The sequence below is a fragment of the Nonomuraea sp. NBC_00507 genome (assembly GCF_036013525.1).
GTDB lineage: Bacteria > Actinomycetota > Actinomycetes > Streptosporangiales > Streptosporangiaceae > Nonomuraea.
This window is the reverse complement of the sequence record NZ_CP107853.1, coordinates 11,974,121-11,992,304: the sequence shown is the minus strand read 5'-3', so window position 1 is coordinate 11,992,304 and position 18,184 is coordinate 11,974,121. Positions and strand designations below refer to the sequence as shown.

Annotated in this window: 7 protein-coding genes; 6 read left to right on the top strand and 1 reads right to left on the bottom strand. The window is 71.4% G+C overall.

The features are described 5' to 3' along the window. The first annotated feature begins 64 nt into the window (after positions 1–64). The 6 genes from OHA25_RS56985 to OHA25_RS56960 are packed head-to-tail and all read left to right on the top strand — an operon-like array spanning position 65 to position 15,592. Positions 65–6,382 (top strand): non-ribosomal peptide synthetase, encoded by a 6,318-nt coding sequence (locus OHA25_RS56985; RefSeq protein WP_327585116.1) that lies wholly within the window; start codon positions 65–67, stop codon positions 6,380–6,382. Then, positions 6,379–11,787: a non-ribosomal peptide synthetase gene (locus OHA25_RS56980; RefSeq protein ID WP_327585115.1), complete on the top strand. Its 5,409-nt coding sequence runs from the start codon at positions 6,379–6,381 to the stop codon at positions 11,785–11,787. The genes OHA25_RS56985 and OHA25_RS56980 overlap by 4 nt, the downstream gene beginning before the upstream one ends. After that, positions 11,784–12,842: a saccharopine dehydrogenase NADP-binding domain-containing protein gene (locus tag OHA25_RS56975; RefSeq protein WP_327585114.1), complete on the top strand. Its 1,059-nt coding sequence runs from the start codon at positions 11,784–11,786 to the stop codon at positions 12,840–12,842. The genes OHA25_RS56980 and OHA25_RS56975 overlap by 4 nt, the downstream gene beginning before the upstream one ends. Beyond that, positions 12,839–13,873 carry a Gfo/Idh/MocA family oxidoreductase gene (locus OHA25_RS56970; RefSeq protein ID WP_327585113.1) on the top strand — a complete coding sequence of 345 codons (1,035 nt, stop codon included), beginning with the start codon at positions 12,839–12,841 and terminating at the stop codon, positions 13,871–13,873. The genes OHA25_RS56975 and OHA25_RS56970 overlap by 4 nt, the downstream gene beginning before the upstream one ends. Next, positions 13,870–14,613, top strand: a complete 744-nt coding sequence (locus tag OHA25_RS56965) for a thioesterase II family protein (protein WP_327585112.1) — start codon at positions 13,870–13,872, stop codon at positions 14,611–14,613. Before OHA25_RS56970 ends, OHA25_RS56965 begins: the two co-directional genes overlap by 4 nt. A gap of 7 nt (positions 14,614–14,620) precedes the next feature. Beyond that, positions 14,621–15,592, top strand: coding sequence for a methyltransferase (locus OHA25_RS56960; protein ID WP_327585111.1), 972 nt, complete (start codon positions 14,621–14,623; stop codon positions 15,590–15,592). 43 nt (positions 15,593–15,635) lie between these two features. Here OHA25_RS56960 and OHA25_RS56955 read toward each other — a convergent pair whose 3' ends face one another. Beyond that, positions 15,636–18,119 (bottom strand): PEP/pyruvate-binding domain-containing protein, encoded by a 2,484-nt coding sequence (locus tag OHA25_RS56955; RefSeq protein WP_327585110.1) that lies wholly within the window; start codon positions 18,117–18,119, stop codon positions 15,636–15,638. Positions 18,120–18,184: the final 65 nt, after the last annotated feature.

Genomic DNA, 18,184 nt, shown 5'->3' with positions numbered 1-18,184 from the left:
GCCCCACGTTGATAGGCGGGTTTCTTTAGTGATGGACAAATCTCCCGTTCCGTCCCTCGAGTCGATGCGCGCGGATATCGCGGGCCAGCTCGGCATCGACCCCTCCGCGATCGCGGACGAAGCCGACCTCGTCACCCTGGGGCTCGACTCGCTGCGGGCCATGAGACTGGCCGGGCGGTGGCGGCGCGCTGGAGCCGGGGTCGCCTTCGCCGAACTGGCGGAGGAGCTCACCCTGGCGGCCTGGTGGTCGCTGGTCTCCTCGCGGTCGCCGGCACCTGCCGAGCCCGAGACGGTCGTGGACGAGACGGCGCCGTTCCCGCTGACCCCGGTGCAGCTGGCGTACTGGATCGGCCGTACGGACGGGCAGGTCATCGGTGGTGTCGGTTGCCACGCCTACCTCGAGTTCGACGGCTCGGGCATCGACCCGGCCAGGCTGGAGCGGGCCGTATTCGCGCTGATCGACCGGCACGGCATGTTGCGCGCGGTCTTCCACGACGACGGCACCCAGCAGATCATGGACACCAGCCCGTGGCCGGGCCTGACCGTGCACGACCTGACCGTGCACGACCCCTCGGGGCTCGGCGAGGACACCGCCGAGCACGTCCGCGAGCAGCTCTCCCACCGCCGGTTCGACGCCTCCAGAGGCGAGGTGTTCGACGTGCGCCTGTCGCTGCTTCCCGACGGCGGCACCCGGGTGCACTTCGAGGTGGACTTCCTGGTCGCCGACGTGCTCGGCCTGCAGATCCTGCTGCGGGACCTGGCCCGTCTCTACCTGGATCCGGGCACGCCGGCCGCCCCTCTGGTCTGGTCGTTCCCCCGCTATCTCGCGGCCAGGAACGCCGCACGCTCCAGGGACCACGCCAGGGACCGGGAGTACTGGCAGGGCCGCATGTACGAGCTGCCCGGCGCACCCCGGCTGCCGCTCGCCGTGGACCCGAGCCTGATCGCCCGGCCCCGGTTCGCACGCCGTGAGCGGTGGTTGTCCGTCGAGGCGTGGCAGCGGATCCAGGCGCAGGCCCGGGCGTACGGACTGACCCCCGCCATGGTGCTGGCCGCCGCGTACTGCGAGGTGCTCGCCGCGTGGAGCGGCGAACCGCGCTTCCTCATCAACGTGCCGCTGTTCGACCGGGACGACACCGTCCATCCGGACGTGGCCCACATGGTCGCGGACTTCACCAACCTGATCCTGCTGGCCGCCGACTTCTCCGAGGCCCAGCCGTTCGCGGAACGGGCCAGGGCCCTGCAGTCCCGCTTCCGCGCCGACGCCGGCCACACCGGCTACTCCGGCGTCGAAGTGCTCCGTGACCTGGCCCGTGACGGGGAGCACACGGGTGCGCCGGTGGTGTTCGCCTGCAATCTGGGCACCGAGCTGATCGTGCCCGAGGTCAGAGAGGCCTTCGGGGAGCCGGGCTGGATGATCACGCAGACGCCGCAGGTGTGGCTCGACCACCAGATCAACGAGTACGAACACGGGCTCCATCTGGCATGGGACGCGGTGGAGGAGTTGTTCGCGCCGGGTGTGTTGGATGCGATGTTCGAGGCGTATGGGGGGTTGCTGGGGTGGTTGGTGGAGGGTGATTGGTCGGTTGCGGCTCCGGTGGGGTTGCCTGCTGGGCAGGTTGTGGTTCGGGATCGGGTCAATGACACGGCTGGGCCGGTGGTTGAGGGTGTGTTGCATGGCGGGTTTTTCGCGCAGGCGGGGCGTGAGCCCGGTCGTGCGGCGTTGGTCGGGGATCTGGGGGTGGTCACGTATGGCGAGTTGGCGGATCGGGCGTTGCGGGTTGCGGGGCACTTGCAGGGTGCGGGGGTTGGGCCGGGGGATGCGGTTGGTGTGATGGTGCCTCGGGGGCCTGATCAGGTCGTCGCTGTGTTGGGGGTGTTGGCGGCGGGTGGTGTGTATGTGCCGGTGGGGGTGGATCAGCCGGTGGCGCGGCGGGATCGGATTTTGGCGCGGGCCGGGGTGCGGTATGTGTTGTCTGATGTGTCGTTGCCGGCGGTGCCGTTGGCGGGGCCGGTGGTGGTGTCGCCGGATTTGTCGGCGTATGTCATCTTCACGTCGGGGTCGACGGGTGAGCCGAAGGGGGTGGAGGTCTCTCATCGGGCGGCGTTGAACACGGTGCAGGACGTCAACGTGCGGTATGGCGTCGGGCCGGATGATCGGGTGCTGGCGGTGTCGGCGCTGGATTTCGATCTGTCGGTCTATGACGTGTTTGGTTTGTTGTCGGTCGGTGGCGCGCTGGTGTTGGTGGGGGAAGAGGATCGGCGTGATGCCCGGGTTTGGGCGCGGTTGTGCGCGGATCATCGGGTCACCGTGTGGAACAGCGTGCCGACGTTGCTGGACATGCTGCTGGTCAGTGTGCCGGAGGTGGCGCCGAGTTTGCGGTTGGCGTTGGTGTCGGGTGACTGGGTGGGGCTGGATCTGCCGGCTCGGCTGGCGGTGCAGAGCGGTGGCCGGTGTCGTCTGGTGGCGTTGGGTGGTGCGACGGAGGCGGCGATCTGGTCCAATGCGTTGGAGGTGGATCACGTTCCCGCTCACTGGACGTCGATCCCGTATGGGTTTCCGCTGCGTAATCAGCGGTACCGGGTGGTGGACGCGCGTGGCCGGGACTGCCCGGATTGGGTGGCGGGCGAGTTGTGGATCGGTGGCGCCGGCGTGGCGGTGGGCTATCGGGGTGATCCTCAGGCCAGCGCGGTCAAGTTCGTTGAGCACGCTGGTGGGCGCTGGTATCGCACCGGGGATCTGGGTCGGTACTGGCCGGATGGGATGTTGGAGTTTCTGGGCCGGGCCGATCATCAGGTCAAGATCCGTGGGCATCGTATTGAGTTGGGTGAGATCGAAGCGGCCCTGCTGGCGCATCCGGGGGTGAGTCGTGCGGTGGCGGTGGCCGTCGGGGATCGTCGCCGGCGTCGCCTGGCCGCCTTTGTGACTCCGGGTGATGTCCAACCGGACGAGCTCGCCGCTTTCCTGGCCGGCCGGTTGCCCGGTTACGCGGTCCCGGCTGCGATCACGGCCCTGGACGACCTGCCCTTGACCGCCAACGGAAAGATCGACAGAGCCGCCCTCACCATGGAAGCGCTTGCAGCAGGCGTGCGCACCGTGGAGGAACCGCCGGTCGGCCCGGCCGAGATCGTGCTCGCCAAGATCTGGGCAGACCTGCTCGAAATCCCCTCCGTCCAGCGTACGGACAACTTCTTCTTTCTCGGCGGAGACTCGCTGCTCGCCACACGTATGATCGCCAAGCTGCGGGCGGCAGGCGTCCACGACGCCAGGTTGAGCCTGCTCTTCCAGTTGCCGGTGCTCGCCGGCTTCGCGGCGACCCTCAGCCTGGGCGAAGCGGCCCCGCCCGCCCGCGAGCTGACCGCGGACGTCCAGCACCGCCACGACCCGTTCCCGCCCACCGAGGTGCAGCGGGCCTACTGGCTCGGCCGGGCCGAGCATTTCACGCTCGGCGGCGTCGGCTGCCACTTCTACACCGAGTTCGACGGCGAGATCGACCTCGACCGGCTGGAAGAAGCGTGGAACGTACTGATCGCGCGGCACGAGATGTTGCGCGTGGTGTTCGACGAGGACGGGCTCCAGCGCGTCCTGCCCGAGGTGCCCCGATTCCGGATTCGCCTGGTCGACGGCGTCGAACCGCTCCGCGCGGACATGTCACACCAGGCGCTCGACCCGGCGGTCTGGCCGCTGTTCGACGCGCGGGCCGCCCGCCATGAGGGCCGGATCCGGCTGGGCATCAGCTTCGACAACATCATCATCGACGCGCTGAGCATGATGATCTTCTTCGCCGAACTCGACCAGCTCTACCACGACCCGTCGGCCGTGCTGCCGCCGATAGGGGTGTCGTTCCGCGACTACCTGCTCGGGTTGACCCCCGACCCAGGCGCCTTCGACAAGGCCAAGGACTACTGGGCCGCCCGGCTGCCCGAACTCCCGCCCGCCCCGCAACTGCCGCTGCGTGTCGACCCGGCGATGATCGACCGGCCCCGGTTCACCCGCCGCGAGCTGCGGCTGCCCGCGGAGCAGTGGCGCGCCATCACCGACCTGGCCAGGCGGCACGACCTGACCCCCGCCACCGTGCTGGCGACCGCGCTCGGCGAGGTCCTGGCCGCCTGGAGCGCGCAGCCGGAGCTGACGCTCACCCTCACGCTGTTCGACCGGCGCGAGGTCCACCCCGACATCCACCGTGTGCTCGGCGACTTCACCTCGTTGCTGCTCGTCGGCCACCGGTCGCAAGCCAGCTGGCTGGAGGGCGCGCGCAGCCTTCAGGACGAGGTGTGGCGCGGCCTCGAGCACGGCGAGGTCTCCGCGGTCCGGGTGATGCGTGAGCTGGCCAGACGGGCTGGCACGGTCGAGATGACCATGCCCGTGGTGTTCACCAGCACGCTCGGCATCACCGGCGCCGCCGCGTTCGGGCCCGCGTTCGGCGAGCCGGTCTGGGGCGTGTCGCAGACTCCGCAGGTCTGGCTGGACAACCAGGTGGCGGAGGTCGACGGCGCGCTGCTGGCCCGCTGGGACGCGGTGGAGGAGTTGTTCGCGCCGGGTGTGTTGGATGCGATGTTCGAGGCGTATGGGGGGTTGCTGGGGTGGTTGGTGGAGGGTGATTGGTCGGTTGCGGCTCCGGTGGGGTTGCCTGCTGGGCAGGTTGTGGTTCGGGATCGGGTCAATGACACGGCTGGGCCGGTGGTTGAGGGTGTGTTGCATGGCGGGTTTTTCGCGCGGGCGGGGCGTGAGCCTGGTCGTCCGGCGTTGGTCGGGGATCTGGGGGTGGTCACTTATGGGGAGTTGGCGGATCGGGCGTTGCGGGTTGCGGGGCATCTGCGTGGTGCGGGGGTTGGGCCGGGGGATGCGGTTGGTGTGATGGTGCCTCGGGGGCCTGATCAGGTCGTCGCTGTGTTGGGGGTGTTGGCGGCGGGTGGTGTGTATGTGCCGGTGGGGGTGGATCAGCCGGTGGCGCGGCGGGATCGGATTTTGGCGCGGGCCGGGGTGCGGTATGTGCTGGGTGATGTGTCGTCGCTGGTGGAGCCGTTGGCGGTGCCGTTGGCGGGGCCGGTGGTGGTGTCGCCGGACGCGTCGGCTTATGTGATCTTCACGTCGGGGTCGACGGGTGAGCCGAAGGGGGTGGAGGTCTCTCATCGGGCGGCGTTGAACACGGTGGAGGACATCAACCAGCGCTACGGCGTCGGGCCGGATGATCGGGTGCTGGCGGTGTCGGCGCTGGACTTCGATCTGTCGGTGTACGACGTGTTCGGCCTGTTGTCGGTCGGCGGCGCGCTGGTGCTGGTGGGTGAAGAGGACCGGCGTGACGCCCAGGCTTGGGCGCGGTTATGTGCGGAACATCAGGTCACCGTGTGGAACAGCGTGCCGACGTTGCTGGACATGTTGCTGGTCGCCGCGTCGGAGGTGGCGCCGAGTTTGCGGTTGGCGTTGGTGTCGGGCGACTGGGTGGGGCTGGATCTGCCGGCTCGGCTGGCGGTGCGGAGCGGCGGCCGGTGTCGTCTGGTGGCGTTGGGTGGTGCGACGGAGGCGGCGATCTGGTCCAACGCGATGGACGTGGATCACGTTCCCGCCCAGTGGACGTCGATCCCGTATGGGTTTCCGCTGCGTAATCAGCGGTATCGGGTGGTGGACGCGCGGGGCCGGGACTGCCCGGACTGGGTGGCGGGTGAGTTGTGGATCGGTGGCGCCGGCGTGGCTGTGGGCTATCGGGGTGATCCACAGGCCAGCGCGGACAAGTTCGTCGAGCACGCTGGTGGGCGCTGGTATCGCACCGGGGATCTGGGCCGGTATTGGCCGGATGGGACGTTGGAGTTTCTGGGCAGGGCTGATCATCAGGTCAAGATCCGTGGGCATCGCATCGAGCTGGGGGAGATCGAAGCCGCGCTGCTGGCGCATCCGGGGGTGTCCCGGGCGGTGGCGGTGGCGGTCGGGGATCGTCGCCGGCGTCGCCTGGCCGCGTTCGTGACTCCGGGTGATGTCAAAGCGGATGAGCTCGCCGCTTTCCTGGCCGATCGGTTGCCCGGTTACGCCGTCCCGGCTGCGATCACGGCCCTGGACGATCTGCCCTTGACCGCCAACGGAAAGATCGACAGAGCCGCCCTCACCACCGAGTTCGAACCCGTACCCGACGACGACCCCCCACGCCCCGGCACGGAGCAACGACTCGCTGCGATCTGGTCGGAACTCCTCGAGACCCCACCACCAGGCCGTACCCAGAACTTCTTCACCCTGGGCGGCGACTCCCTGCAGGCCACCCGCTTCGCGGAGATCGTAAGGCGGCGGCTGGGCGTGGACCTGTCCCTGCGGCACTTCTTCGCCGCCCCCACCATCGCGGACTGTGCCGAGAGGATCGGCACCCATGACACCGAGGAAGGCGTGCTGTGACCCAGGCACCGGCCGTACGCGAACTGATCGCCGACATGGAGGCGGCCGGGATCCGGCTGTGGGAGGACGGCGGGCAGCTCCGTTTCCGCGCACCCAAGGGAGCACTGACCGGTGAACGGCGCGCGGCCCTGCTCGAAGCCAAGCCCGAGATCATCGAGCACCTGCGTCGCGAGTCCGAAGCCGAGACCGTCCGTCCGGAGCCCGGACGCCGCTTTGACCCCTTCCCGCTGACCGACGTCCAGCAGGCCTACCTGCTCGGCCGCAACGACGCCTTCGGCTACGGAGGAGTCGCCTGCCACGGCTACGTCGAGGTCGCCTACCCCGAACTCGACCCCGTACGGGTCCAGGCCGCCTGGCGCACCCTGATCGACCGTCACGACATGCTCCGCGCCGTGATCCACCCCGACGGCCACCAGCACGTGCTGGCCGAGGTGCCCGCCTACGAGGTGCGCGCGGCCGATCTCCGCGGCGCGGACCCCGAGCCGCACCTCGCCGCCATCCGCGAGGAGATGGCGCACACCGTCTACCCGGCGGGCGCCTGGCCGCTGTTCGAGCTGCGGATCACCCGCACCGACCACGGGGCGCTGCTGCACGCCTCCATCGACCTGCTCATCGCCGACTACGTCAGCATCCAGCTGCTGCTGTCCGAGCTGCACCTGCTGCTCCAAGAGACGGCACTCCCGCCCGTGCCCGTCAGCTTCCGAGACTGTGTACTGGCCATGCGGGCGCAGCGCGAGAGCACACGCTACGACCGCGACCGCGCCTACTGGTGGGCCAGGATCGACGAGCTGCCGCCCGCACCGGAGTTACCCGCGCTCGACCAGGACGCCGGCGCCAGGTTCGACCGCTCCGAGACCAGGCTGGAGCCGCCGGAGTGGGCGCGGCTCCGCACTCACGCCGCCGCGGCCGGCATCACCCCGTCGCAGGCCGTGCTGGCCGCGTACGCCGAGGTCGTCGGGCGATGGAGCCGCAGGCCCGCGTTCACACTCAACCTCACCCTGCTCGACCGCCCGCCGCTGCACCCCGGGATCGACCAGGTCGTGGGCGACTTCACCACGCTCAACCTGCTCGCCGTCGACACCACGCCCAGCACCCCCTTCGCCGACCGCGCCCGCGCCGTCGGCGGGCAGCTCTTCACCGACATGGAACACCGCCGCTGCGGCGGCATCGAGGTCATCCGCGAGGTCGCCCGCCGGCGTGGCAGGGACGCCGGGCTGATGCCGGTGGTGTTCACCAGCGCCATCGGCCTCGACCAGGAGGAGGCCGAGCACGGCGAGCCCGTCTACGGCATCAGCCAGACGCCACAGGTGTGGATCGACTGCCAGGTCAAAGAGCACCGGGGCGCGCTGCTGATCAACTGGGACGTGCGCGCGGGAGTGTTCCCCGACGGCATGGTCGACGACATGTTCACCGCCTTCGCCTCGCTACTCGGACGCCTGGCCGAAGAGGAGACCTGGGCAGCTCACTCTCCCGTCGAGCTGCCCGGCGCCCAGGCACGGCGCCGCCTCCTCGTCAACGACACGGCGGCGCCGCTCCCGTACGGGCTGCTGCACGAGGAGGTCGTGGACCAGGCACGGCGCGCGCCGGACCGGGTCGCCGTCATCACCAGCACGGGCTCGGTCACCTACGGCGAGCTGCTCGGCCGGGCGGCAGCGGTGTCACAGGTGTTGCGCACGGCCGGGCACGCGGCGGGTGAGATCGTCGCGGTGGTCATGGACAAGGGCGTCGAGCAGATCGTGGCCGTGCTCGGCACGCTGCTGGCCGGTGGCGTCTACCTTCCCATCGACACCGGCCAGCCGCCGGCCAGGCGCGACCGCATCCTCGCCGACGCCGGGGCGCGTCTCGTGCTCACCCAGTCCTGGCACGCGGAACCCGGCTGGATCCCCGTCGACACCCTCGCGCCCGATCCCTCCGCGCCCGATCCCTTCGAGCCGGCCCCGCCCGCGACCCAGCGGCGCCCGGACGACCTCGCCTACGTCATCTACACCTCGGGCTCTACCGGCGCACCCAAGGGCGTGATGATCGAGCATCGAGCCGCCCGCAACACGATCGACGACATCAGCACCCGCTTCGGCATCGGCCGGGACGACCGCGTGCTCGGCCTGGCCAACCTCGGCTTCGACCTGTCGGTCTACGACATCTTCGGCACCCTTGCCACTGGCGCCGCCCTGGTGCTGCCCGACCCGCTGCGCCGGGGCGACCCCGCGCACTGGGCCGCACTCATCGCCGGGCACGGAGTCACCGTGTGGAACTCGGTGCCCGCGCAGCTCCAGATGCTCCAGCACTACCTGGACGCCGAGCCCGGGGTGGAGCCGGCCACGCTCCGGCTGGCCCTGCTGTCGGGCGACTGGATCCCGGTGACGCTCCCCGGCCAGATCCGCCGGCGGCTGCCGGGACTGGAGCTGATCAGCCTGGGCGGGGCGACGGAGGCCGCCATCTGGTCCATCTACCACCCCATCGGTGACCTGCCCGCCGGCCGGGTCAGCGTCCCGTACGGCAAGCCGCTGGCCAACCAGACCTTCCACGTGCTCGACGCGAACATGCGGCCAAGCCCTGACTGGGTGGCGGGCGAGTTGTACATCGGCGGCGCCGGAGTGGCGCGGGGATATCTCGGCGACCAGGCCAGGACCGCCGAACGATTCGTCCAGCACGACCGCGAACGCCTCTACCGGACCGGCGACCTCGGCCGTTACTGGCCGGACGGCGACATCGAGTTCCTCGGCAGGCAGGACTCCCAGGTCAAGATCCGGGGCCACCGGATCGAACTGGCCGAAGTGGAGGCCGCGCTGCAGGCCCACCCGGCGATCGCCGCCAGCACAGTGATCGTCGACGGTGACCGCGCGCTGGAGCGCAGGCTGGTCGCCTTCGCCCAGGCGGCACGCAAGCACGACGACAACCACGGAGCGCCCGGAACCGGGCCGGACATTCGCCTGGACGTCGCCGACGCGGCGAAGGCCGCGGCCGCCGATGCCCTCGCCGGCGTCGATCTGCCCCAGGTGATCGCGGTGGCCGAGACGCTGGACGAGATCGCACTGACCTCGATGGCCGCCGCGCTACGCGACGCGGGACTGTTCACCGGCGCAGACGCCGCCCACGAGCCGGCCGAGATCCTGGAGACCGCCAGGGTCGCGCCGGACCACCACCGCCTCGTCAGGCGCTGGCTCACGGCACTGCACGAACGCGGACGGCTCGACCTCGACCCAGCGGGCGCGTACCGGAACCTGCGCCCCGACGCCGACCTGGCCGCGCTCTGGAGCGAGGTCGAGACACTGACCGACGGCCTCGACTACGGAGCCGAACTGATCGGATTCCTCCGCGCCAGCACCGCCCACCTGCCCGAGCTGATGCGCGGCGAACTCGACGCGCGCGAACTGCTGTTCCCCGGGGCGGGCGTGGAAACAGCCGAGGGAGCCTACAAGGACAACGTACTCAGCAGGTACGTCAACCGCATCGCCCGAGCCGTCGTCGGCCGCGTTGCCGCACACCACGAAGGCGGCCCGCTGCGCGTCCTCGAAGCAGGCGCAGGCGTCGGCGGCACCAGCGCCGAACTGATCCCCGAACTCGCCGGGCACCAGGTGGAGTACCTGTTCACCGACCTGTCCAGGTTCTTCATCAGCCAGGCGGCCGAGCGCTTCGCCGACCACCCATGGGTGCGGTACGGCCTGTTCGACATCAACGCCGACTACCGCGCCCAAGGGTACGAACCCAACTCCTTCGACGTCATCCTCTGCGCCAACGTCCTGCACAACTCCCAGGACGCCGCCGTCGTCCTGGCCAGGTTCCGCGAGCTGCTCGCACCAGGCGGCTGGCTGGTGTTCATCGAGACCACCCGCGAGCACGTGCAGATCATGAGCTCGATGGAGTTCCTGATGAACCCCGGCGACTACGAGGACGTGCGGCGCGGCCGCGACCGCACCTTCATCACCCGCGAGGAGTGGCACGACCTGCTGGAAGGAGCGGGCGCCCACGTGCACGCCTGCCTGCCGGAGCCCGCCGAGCCGCTGGCGCCCCTGGGCCAGTGCGTCTTCGCGGCCCGCTTCCCCGCCGACCGCGAGCACGTCGACCTCGCGCGGCTGCGGAGCTTCCTGGCCGAGCGGCTGCCCGACTACATGATGCCGGCCCACGTCCAGGTGGTCGACGAGCTGCCGCTGACGGACAACGGCAAGATCGACCGGAAGCGGCTGCGCACCCTCCTCCCGCGCGCGGCCGGCGAGGCCGCCCCCGCAGGCGAGGAGCCGCGTGACGACCTGGAACGGCGGCTGGCCGCGCTCTGGGCCGAGCTGCTCGGACTCCCACGGGTCGGCAGGGACCAGGACTTCTTCGCGCTGGGCGGCGACTCGCTGCTGGTCACCCGGCTGGCCGGGCGGATACGCGAGGAGCTGCCAGAAGCAGAAGACTCCTACTGGGACAGCCTCGTCCGCCAGCTCGTCAACCAGCCGACCGTGGCCGCGCTCGCCGCCCACCTCCGCCAGGCACGCGAGGACCGGGCCCGCGGGCAGTCCCGTACGCAGGCCAGCCCGCTGGTGCACCTGGCCGGCGGCGAAGGCCCGACGCGCGTGCTCGTCCACGACGGCACCGGAACCCTGACCCCCTACCGCGCCCTCACCCGGGAGCTCTCCGGCGGGCCCCTGATCGGCCTAGTGGTCAACGACGCCGAGCGCTACCTGGAGCTGGAGCCCGCCACGGCGGTGGAAACGCTGGCCGCATCATACGCACGGCTGCTGCTCAAGGAGGGGGCGTCGCGTTACCACGTCGTCGGCTACTGCATGGGCGGCCTGGTCGCCACCGAGCTCGCCCGCCAGCTCACCGAGAGCGGCGCGGTCGTCGACGAGCTCACCGTCATCAGCAGCTCCCGCTTCCCCTACCGGATCGCCGACGAGCTCATGCTGGAGTACGGCTTCGCCCAGGCCTGCGGCGTGGACCCGGAACGGCTCGGCTACCCGGCGGCAGACCTGGCCCGGGCCCTGCACGCCGTACTGGACTCGGGTCACGTGCGCGAAGGCAGCCTGGCCGCGCTCGCCGGCCACCACGACCCCGGGCTCGCCGAGATCGGTCGCCGCTTCGCCGCCCTGGCCGCCGTCCCCCACGAGGAGCGGCTGGCCGCCGTCGCCCGCGACCTCGAGCACCCGCCGGACCGCGTGGCCCTCGCGTACCGCGTCTTCAAACAGAGCTTCACCGCCGTCACCCATTACGACCCGGAGCCGTATGCGGGCGACATCACGTTCCTGCGCCAGCGCGGCATCACTAACCTCGTGCCGACCTTGCAGAACGACATGACGGACTTCTGGCGCGACCTCTGCCTGGGCCGGCTTACCGTCCACGACGTCGAAGGCGACCACTTCAGCTGCCTCGACGCCACGTACGCGCCCGGCGTGGCCAAGCTGATCACCGGGGTGACCGGGTGATCGGCATCGTCGGAGCGTACGGCGCGGTCGGCGGTGCGGCGGCGCGGCTGCTCGCCGACCACGGCGTGCGCATCGGCGGGCGCGACGGCGCGTCCGCTCGCCGCTTCGTGCGCGACGAACTGGCCGGCCGCGGCGAGGCGTGCCAGGTGGACGCCTACGACGAAACGTCGCTGGCCAGGTTCTGCCGGGGCTGCCGCATCGTGGTCAACTGCGCGGGCCCTTCCTACCTCCTGCTCGACCGGGTGGCGCGGGCCGCACTGGCCGCCGGCGCCGACTATGTGGACGCGGCCGGCGACGACCCCGCGTTCGCCCTGCTCGCCCTCACCGGCGCAGCCGGCCGCCGCGCCGTCCTGTCGGCGGGCATGCTCCCCGGCCTCACCGGCCTCCTGCCCCGCCATCTGGCCAGGCTCGCCGGAGGCGGCCCGCTCCGCCTCGATGTCTACACCGGCGGCCTCGACCGGCTCACCCCCGCGGCGGCGGGCGACTACCTGCTGGCCGGCGGCCACGGCGAGGCCCTGGCCGGGTGGCGCGACGGCGGCCGGGTCTCCCGCGCGCTGACCCCGGCGCGCGACGTCGAACTGCCCTACTTCCCCGGCCTGGTGACCGCCTACCCCTTCCTCAGCGCCGAGGCGGAACGGGTGGCCAGGGAACTCGGGCTGCAGGAGGCCCGCTGGTACAACGTGCTCACCGGTGACCGCGTCCTCGCCACCGCGAGCACGGTGTCCTCGGCCGCGGACCTGACGCGCGTGGCCGAGCTCGAAATGGCCGGGCGAACGCCTTACTACGTCCTGCTCTTCCAGCTCAGCGGCCCGCACTCCACCCACACGCTGGCGCTGCGGGCCGCGGACTCGTACGAGCTCAGCGGCGCGGTCGTCGCGCACACGGCGCTCGCCATGCTCCGCGGGGCCATCGAGCCCGGCGTCCACTACGCCGACAGCGTGCTCGACCCCGCCCTGATGCTGGCGGACCTGGAACCCGTGGCGACGATCGTGCTCACGGACGCCGTGCCGCGCATCGACGTGACCGCGCCGATCTTCGAGGAGGGCGCGCTGTGAAGCGGGTCGTGGTCTGCGGCACCAGGTTCGGCCAGGTCTACCTGTCGGCCCTGGAGCAGGGCCCGTTCCAGCTGACCGGCATCCTCGCCCGCGGCAGCGCCAGATCCGCCGGATACGCCAGGGCGTACGGGGTGCCGCTGCTCACGGACCCGGACCAGGTGCCCGGCGTGGCCGACCTGGCCTGTGTGGTGGTGCGCGCCGGAGTCGTCGGGGGAGAGGGCAGTGAACTGGCCCGCGCGCTGCTGAGCCGCGGCGTGCACGTGCTCCAGGAGCACCCCCTGCACGCCGACGAGCTGGCCCAGTGCCTGCGCGCCGCCCGGGCGGCGCCGGCCGTCCACCACGTCAACACCTTGTACGCGCACCTGGAGCCGGTGCGAGCGTTCATCGAGGCCGCCCGCCGGCTCCGCGCGCTGCAGCAACCGCTGTACGTGGACGCCGCCTGCAGCGTCCACGTCGCCTACGCCCTGTTCGACATCCTGGGCCGCGCGCTGGGCGCACTGCGCCCGTGGGCGTTCACCGCCACCGCCCCCGGAACGCCTTTCCTTTGCGTCACGGGGACGATCGGCGGCGTGCCGCTGACCCTGCGCGTGCAGAACCAGATCGCCCCCAACGACCCCGACGCCCACCTGCACCTGCTGCACCGCATCACGCTGGGAACCGAGGGTGGCTCGCTCACGCTCGTCAACACGCACGGACCGCTCGTGTGGAGCCCGCGCATGTACGTCGGCCGCGACCCGGACGGCCGCTTCGACGCCGGGGCGGACCACCTCCGCCTGCCCAGCGCCACGGTCATCGGCGCGGAACAGGCCCCGACCTTCCACGACATCGTGACCACGGTGTGGCCGGACGGCGTGCGTCGGGCGCTGACCGAGCTGCGCGAGGCGGCCGAGGGGGTGGCGGATCCGCTGCGCCAGGGCCAGTACTACCTGTCGCTCAGCCGCCTCTGGCAGGACGCCACCGCGGCCATCGGCCGGCCCGAACTGCTGGTCCAGCCGGCGCCGCGGCCACTGTCCGCCGCGGAGATCTCATGAGCTGGTTCCCCTGCTACGCGCCCCGGCCGCTGGCCGGTTCGCGGCTGTTCTGCTTCCCCCACGCGGGCGGCTCGGCGAGTTTCTACCGGGCCTGGCACCGCGACCTCCCGCCGGCCGTCGAGCTGCGCGCCGTGCAGTATCCGGGGCGGGCCGACCGCCGCGCGGACCCGATGGTCGACGATGCGGGTCACCTCGCCAAGCTGATCGCCGACGCCATGGCACCGCTGCTCGACCGGCCGGTCGCGCTGTTCGGGCACAGCATGGGGGCGTTGATCGCGTACGAGGTGGCGCGCGAGTTGGAGGCCCGCGGCCGCGGCGTGGCGCACCTGTTCGCCTCGGGCCGGCACGCGCCGCACGAGCACCGCGCCTCCGGCACCGGGTCGGGCACCGACGACGAGCTGATCGCCGATCTGGTACGCCTCGGCGGCATGGAGCCGGAACTCCTCGCCGATCCGGTGATCCGTGAGCTGACGTTACCGGTGGTCCGCAACGACTACCGGGTCGACGAGACGTACCTGCATCGCTCGGGTGGCGTACTCAGCTGCCCCGTCACCGCGCTTCTCGGCGAGGCCGACCCCGAGGTGACCATCGGGCAGGCCGCGCGGTGGAGCGAGCTGACCCGGGCCGCGTTCACCCTCTGTGTGCTGGGCGGCGACCACTTCTACCTCGTGCCGCGGCGGACCGAAGTGATCGCGCGGCTGCTCGGCGCCCTCTCCACGGCCTGGCCGTCCACACCGTAAGGAAGTCATGATGGAGCACGAGCTCATGCGGATCGCCACCGGAGGCTGGCTGGCACAGGCGACCTTCGTCGCGGTCCGGCTCGGTGTCGCGGACGCACTCGAAGGGCGCCGCCTGACCTGCGCCGAACTCGCCGAGGCGGTCGGCGCCCACCCCGGCGCGCTGCACCGCCTGCTCCGGCTGTTAGCGCGCGTGGACCTGGTCGACACCGACGGCGCCGGTGGATGGGGTCTCACGCCGATGGGCGCCCTGCTGCGCCACGACGAGCTGGGGCCGCTCGTCGCGCTCTACGGCGAGGACTACTTCGGCGCCGCGTGGGGCGGGCTGGCGCATGCCGTCCGCACGGGGGAGCCCGCCTTCGAGCACGTCCACGGGATGCCCGTCTTCGCGCACCTGGCGGACGACCCCGGCAGGGCAGCCACCTTCAACGCCGGGATGGCGGCGGGCGCGGCGTTCTTCCGCGAGGTCCCCGTCGCCTACGACTTCTCCGGGGCGCGCACCGTGGTCGATCTCGCGGGCGGCACGGGCGCCCTGCTCGGGACGGTGCTGCGGGACACCCCCTCGGCCCGGGGCGTGCTGTTCGACGTGCCGGAGGTGGTCGCGGCCGCGTCCGCGCACCTGGAAGGGGTGCTGGACAGATGCGAGCTCGTCGGCGGTGACCTGTTCGTGTCCGTGCCGGCGGGCGGGGACGTCTACCTGCTCTCCCGCATCATGCACGACTGGGACGACGACCGGTGTGCCATGTTGCTGCGCAACTGCGCCCGGGCGATGCGGCCCGGGGCCGAACTGCTGATCATCGAGCGGGTCGTCTCCGCTGACTCGTACCTGCCGCTCGCCTTCGACCTGCACATGATGGTGATGACCGGCGGGCGGGAGCGCACGGAGGAGGAGTACGGGACCTTGCTGGAGCAGGCGGGCCTGGTGCCGGGGAAGCTGCTCGACCTGCCGCTCGGGATGCGGCTGCTCGTCGCGAGCCGCTGAAAAACAGGACGCCGGGCTCGCCACGAGCCCGGCGTCCTGGTTTTCAGCTGAGCGCGGGTACCGCGGTGGTGATGACCTCGACCGTGCCATGGGTGCCGTCGACGCGGATCCGGTCACCGTCGCGCAGCAGCATGGTGGCGTTCCTCGTGCCGACCACGGCGGGAATCCCCAGCTCGCGCGCGACGATCGTGGCGTGCGACAGCGGCGCCCCCACATCGGTGACGACCGCCGCCGCCCGCGGGAAGAGCAGCGTCCAGCCCACGTTCGTCACGGTCGTCACCAGGATCTCGCCCTCTCCCAGCCTGTCGCCGTCCGCCACCGAGGCGATCACGCGGGCCGTGCCCTCGACCACGCCGGCCGAGCCGGGGATGCCGCTGACGGTCTGCGACGGCGGCGCCACCGTCGCGGCGGCGTCGAACACGTCGCCCCGCCGGTCCGGATCGGCCGCCCACCGCTCGGGATCGAACCGGCCGCGGATGATGCCCGGGTACCGCGGCAGCGCCTGGTACAGCGCGTACGTCGCCCGCCGCGTGGCCACCCGCGACAGCGGCCGGCGGGAGCCGCCCAGCACCTCCAGGATCTCCTCGATCGTCAGGAAGAACAGGTCGTCGCCCTGCCCGGTCAGCTCCCCGGCACGCAGCACGAAGTCGCGCACCATCCAGAAGCCGCGCATCATCTCCGACCGGGTGTCCTCGCGGGCCTGCACGATCGCCGTCCAGCGGTCGATCTTGCGGCGGAACTTCTCGGCCTTGCGCGGATGCCGCTCGCGGAACCGCTGCCAGGCGGCGGTGTTCGCCTCCTCCTGGCGCCCCAGCAGCTCGGCCGGATCGGTCGTGAGTGCGGCGAGCTGCCGGTCGATCCACGCCGGGTCCTCGACCGGCCGGGCGATGGAGACCTCGAACTCGTCGGGGCACCGGTGACCGTACCTGCGGGCGTAGGCGTCGCGGGAGAGTTCGCCGCGCTTGATCCGCGCCAGGCCGAGCAGCGGGCCGAGGCTCTCCAGCTGGCTGCTGCTGCCCTGCAGCCCGGTCATCAGCGCGTTGGCGTCGACCTCTCCGACCAGCTTCTCCAGCTGGGAGCCGAGGTAGACGAGCGAGCCCGCGTCCTGCCGGGCCGCGCAGGCCAGCATGCGGTTGCTCTCGCGGAACTGCGGCTCCACCTCGTTCTCCCAGAGCGTGACCAGGTCGTCCTGCGCGGCGATCTTGTCGCGGATGTTCTCGATGCGCTGGGCGACGGTCGCGATGTACTCGGGGAGCCGGCCCGTCTCCTGCTGGACGGCCCGGCGGCCGCCGAGCATCGGCTTGGCTGCCTTGAGCGTCTGCCAGCGCGACATCGGCAGGCGCGGCGTCTCGATCCCCTCGGGCAGCCGGCCGTAGACCGGTTCCTGGGTCTCTTTGATCTTCTTCGTGATCCCGAGCGCCGCTCCGAGCGAGGCGGTCAGGCTCATGTTCATGTAGACCCGGCCACCGATGTTCCCGCAGATGGGGTGGCCGCCGAGGTCGCCGAGGATCATGATCTCGCTCATGAACGCCTGCACGAGCGACCAGGTGCACGGCGTCATCACGCTGGGGATCGCCTCGCCCAGGTTGCCGTTGCTCCACAGGTAGTCGCCCTTGAGCGAGTCGTTCCACACCTCGCGCTGCCCGGTGATCGGCCGCGCCTGGAGGATGTAGAGCTGCGCGTCGTGGATGGCCCACTCCACGTCCATCGGGCAGCCGTACAACTCCTCAATGGTCATGCCCAGCCCGGCGAGCTGCGCGGCCTGCGCGGCGGACAGGACAGGCGCGTCGCGCCTGTCCAGGGGGACGGGCTCCTCGGCCGTGCCGCCGGGCGTGCGCACGGTCATGACCGCCTTGGACGCGATCGTCTCGGTGACGACCGTACGGCCCGCGCGGTCGAGCGTGATCGTGTCCGGTGTGACCAGGCCGCCGACGACGGCCTCGCCCAGCCCCCACGCGGCGTTGACGGTCAGGAGGCCGGGGGAGAGGCGGTCCTCGGTGAACAGCACGCCCGCGGCGTCGGCCGGCACGAGTTCCTGGACGACGACGGCGATGGCCACCTCGTTCTGGGGGATGCCGTTGCGCTTGCGGTAGGCGATCGCCCGCTCGGTCCACAGCGAGGCCCAGCAGCGCTTGACCGCGTCCAGGAGCCGCTCGGTGCCGCTGATGTTGAGGTAGCTGTCCTGTTGCCCGGCGAACGACATGCCCGGCAGGTCCTCCGCGGTCGCCGACGAGCGCACGGCCACCGCCGGATCCTCGCCCATCGCCGCGTAGGCGGCCAGAATGTCACCGGCCGTCTCGGCCGGCATCTCATGGGCGGCGAACAGGGTCGCGATCTCGTCGGCGTCGCCCGAGAGGATCTTGTCCTGCAGGTTGTGGCGGTCCACGAAGTCGCGGTACGCCGCGGTGGTGACGTGGAACCCGTCCGGCACCGGCAGACCGGCCACGGCCAGGCGGGCGAGGGACTCGCCCTTGCCACCGACGGTCGCCAGCTCGGCCCTCGGGTCAGCGAGCGCAAGCGTGTTCATGGGCTCATCTCCAGTTCCTGCAGGGGGTGGCTTCGGCGACCTGCCGGGCGTGTCTGCGGGCGCGA

Excerpts from the sequence above, each read along its gene's own strand:
- OHA25_RS56960 (WP_327585111.1), top strand. The coding sequence starts at position 14,621 with ATGATGGAGCACGAGCTCATGCGGATCGCCACCGGAGGCTGGCTGGCA.
- OHA25_RS56955 (WP_327585110.1), bottom strand. The coding sequence starts at position 18,119 with ATGAACACGCTTGCGCTCGCTGACCCGAGGGCCGAGCTGGCGACCGTC.
- OHA25_RS56965 (WP_327585112.1), top strand. The coding sequence starts at position 13,870 with ATGAGCTGGTTCCCCTGCTACGCGCCCCGGCCGCTGGCCGGTTCGCGG.
- OHA25_RS56985 (WP_327585116.1), top strand. The coding sequence starts at position 65 with ATGCGCGCGGATATCGCGGGCCAGCTCGGCATCGACCCCTCCGCGATC.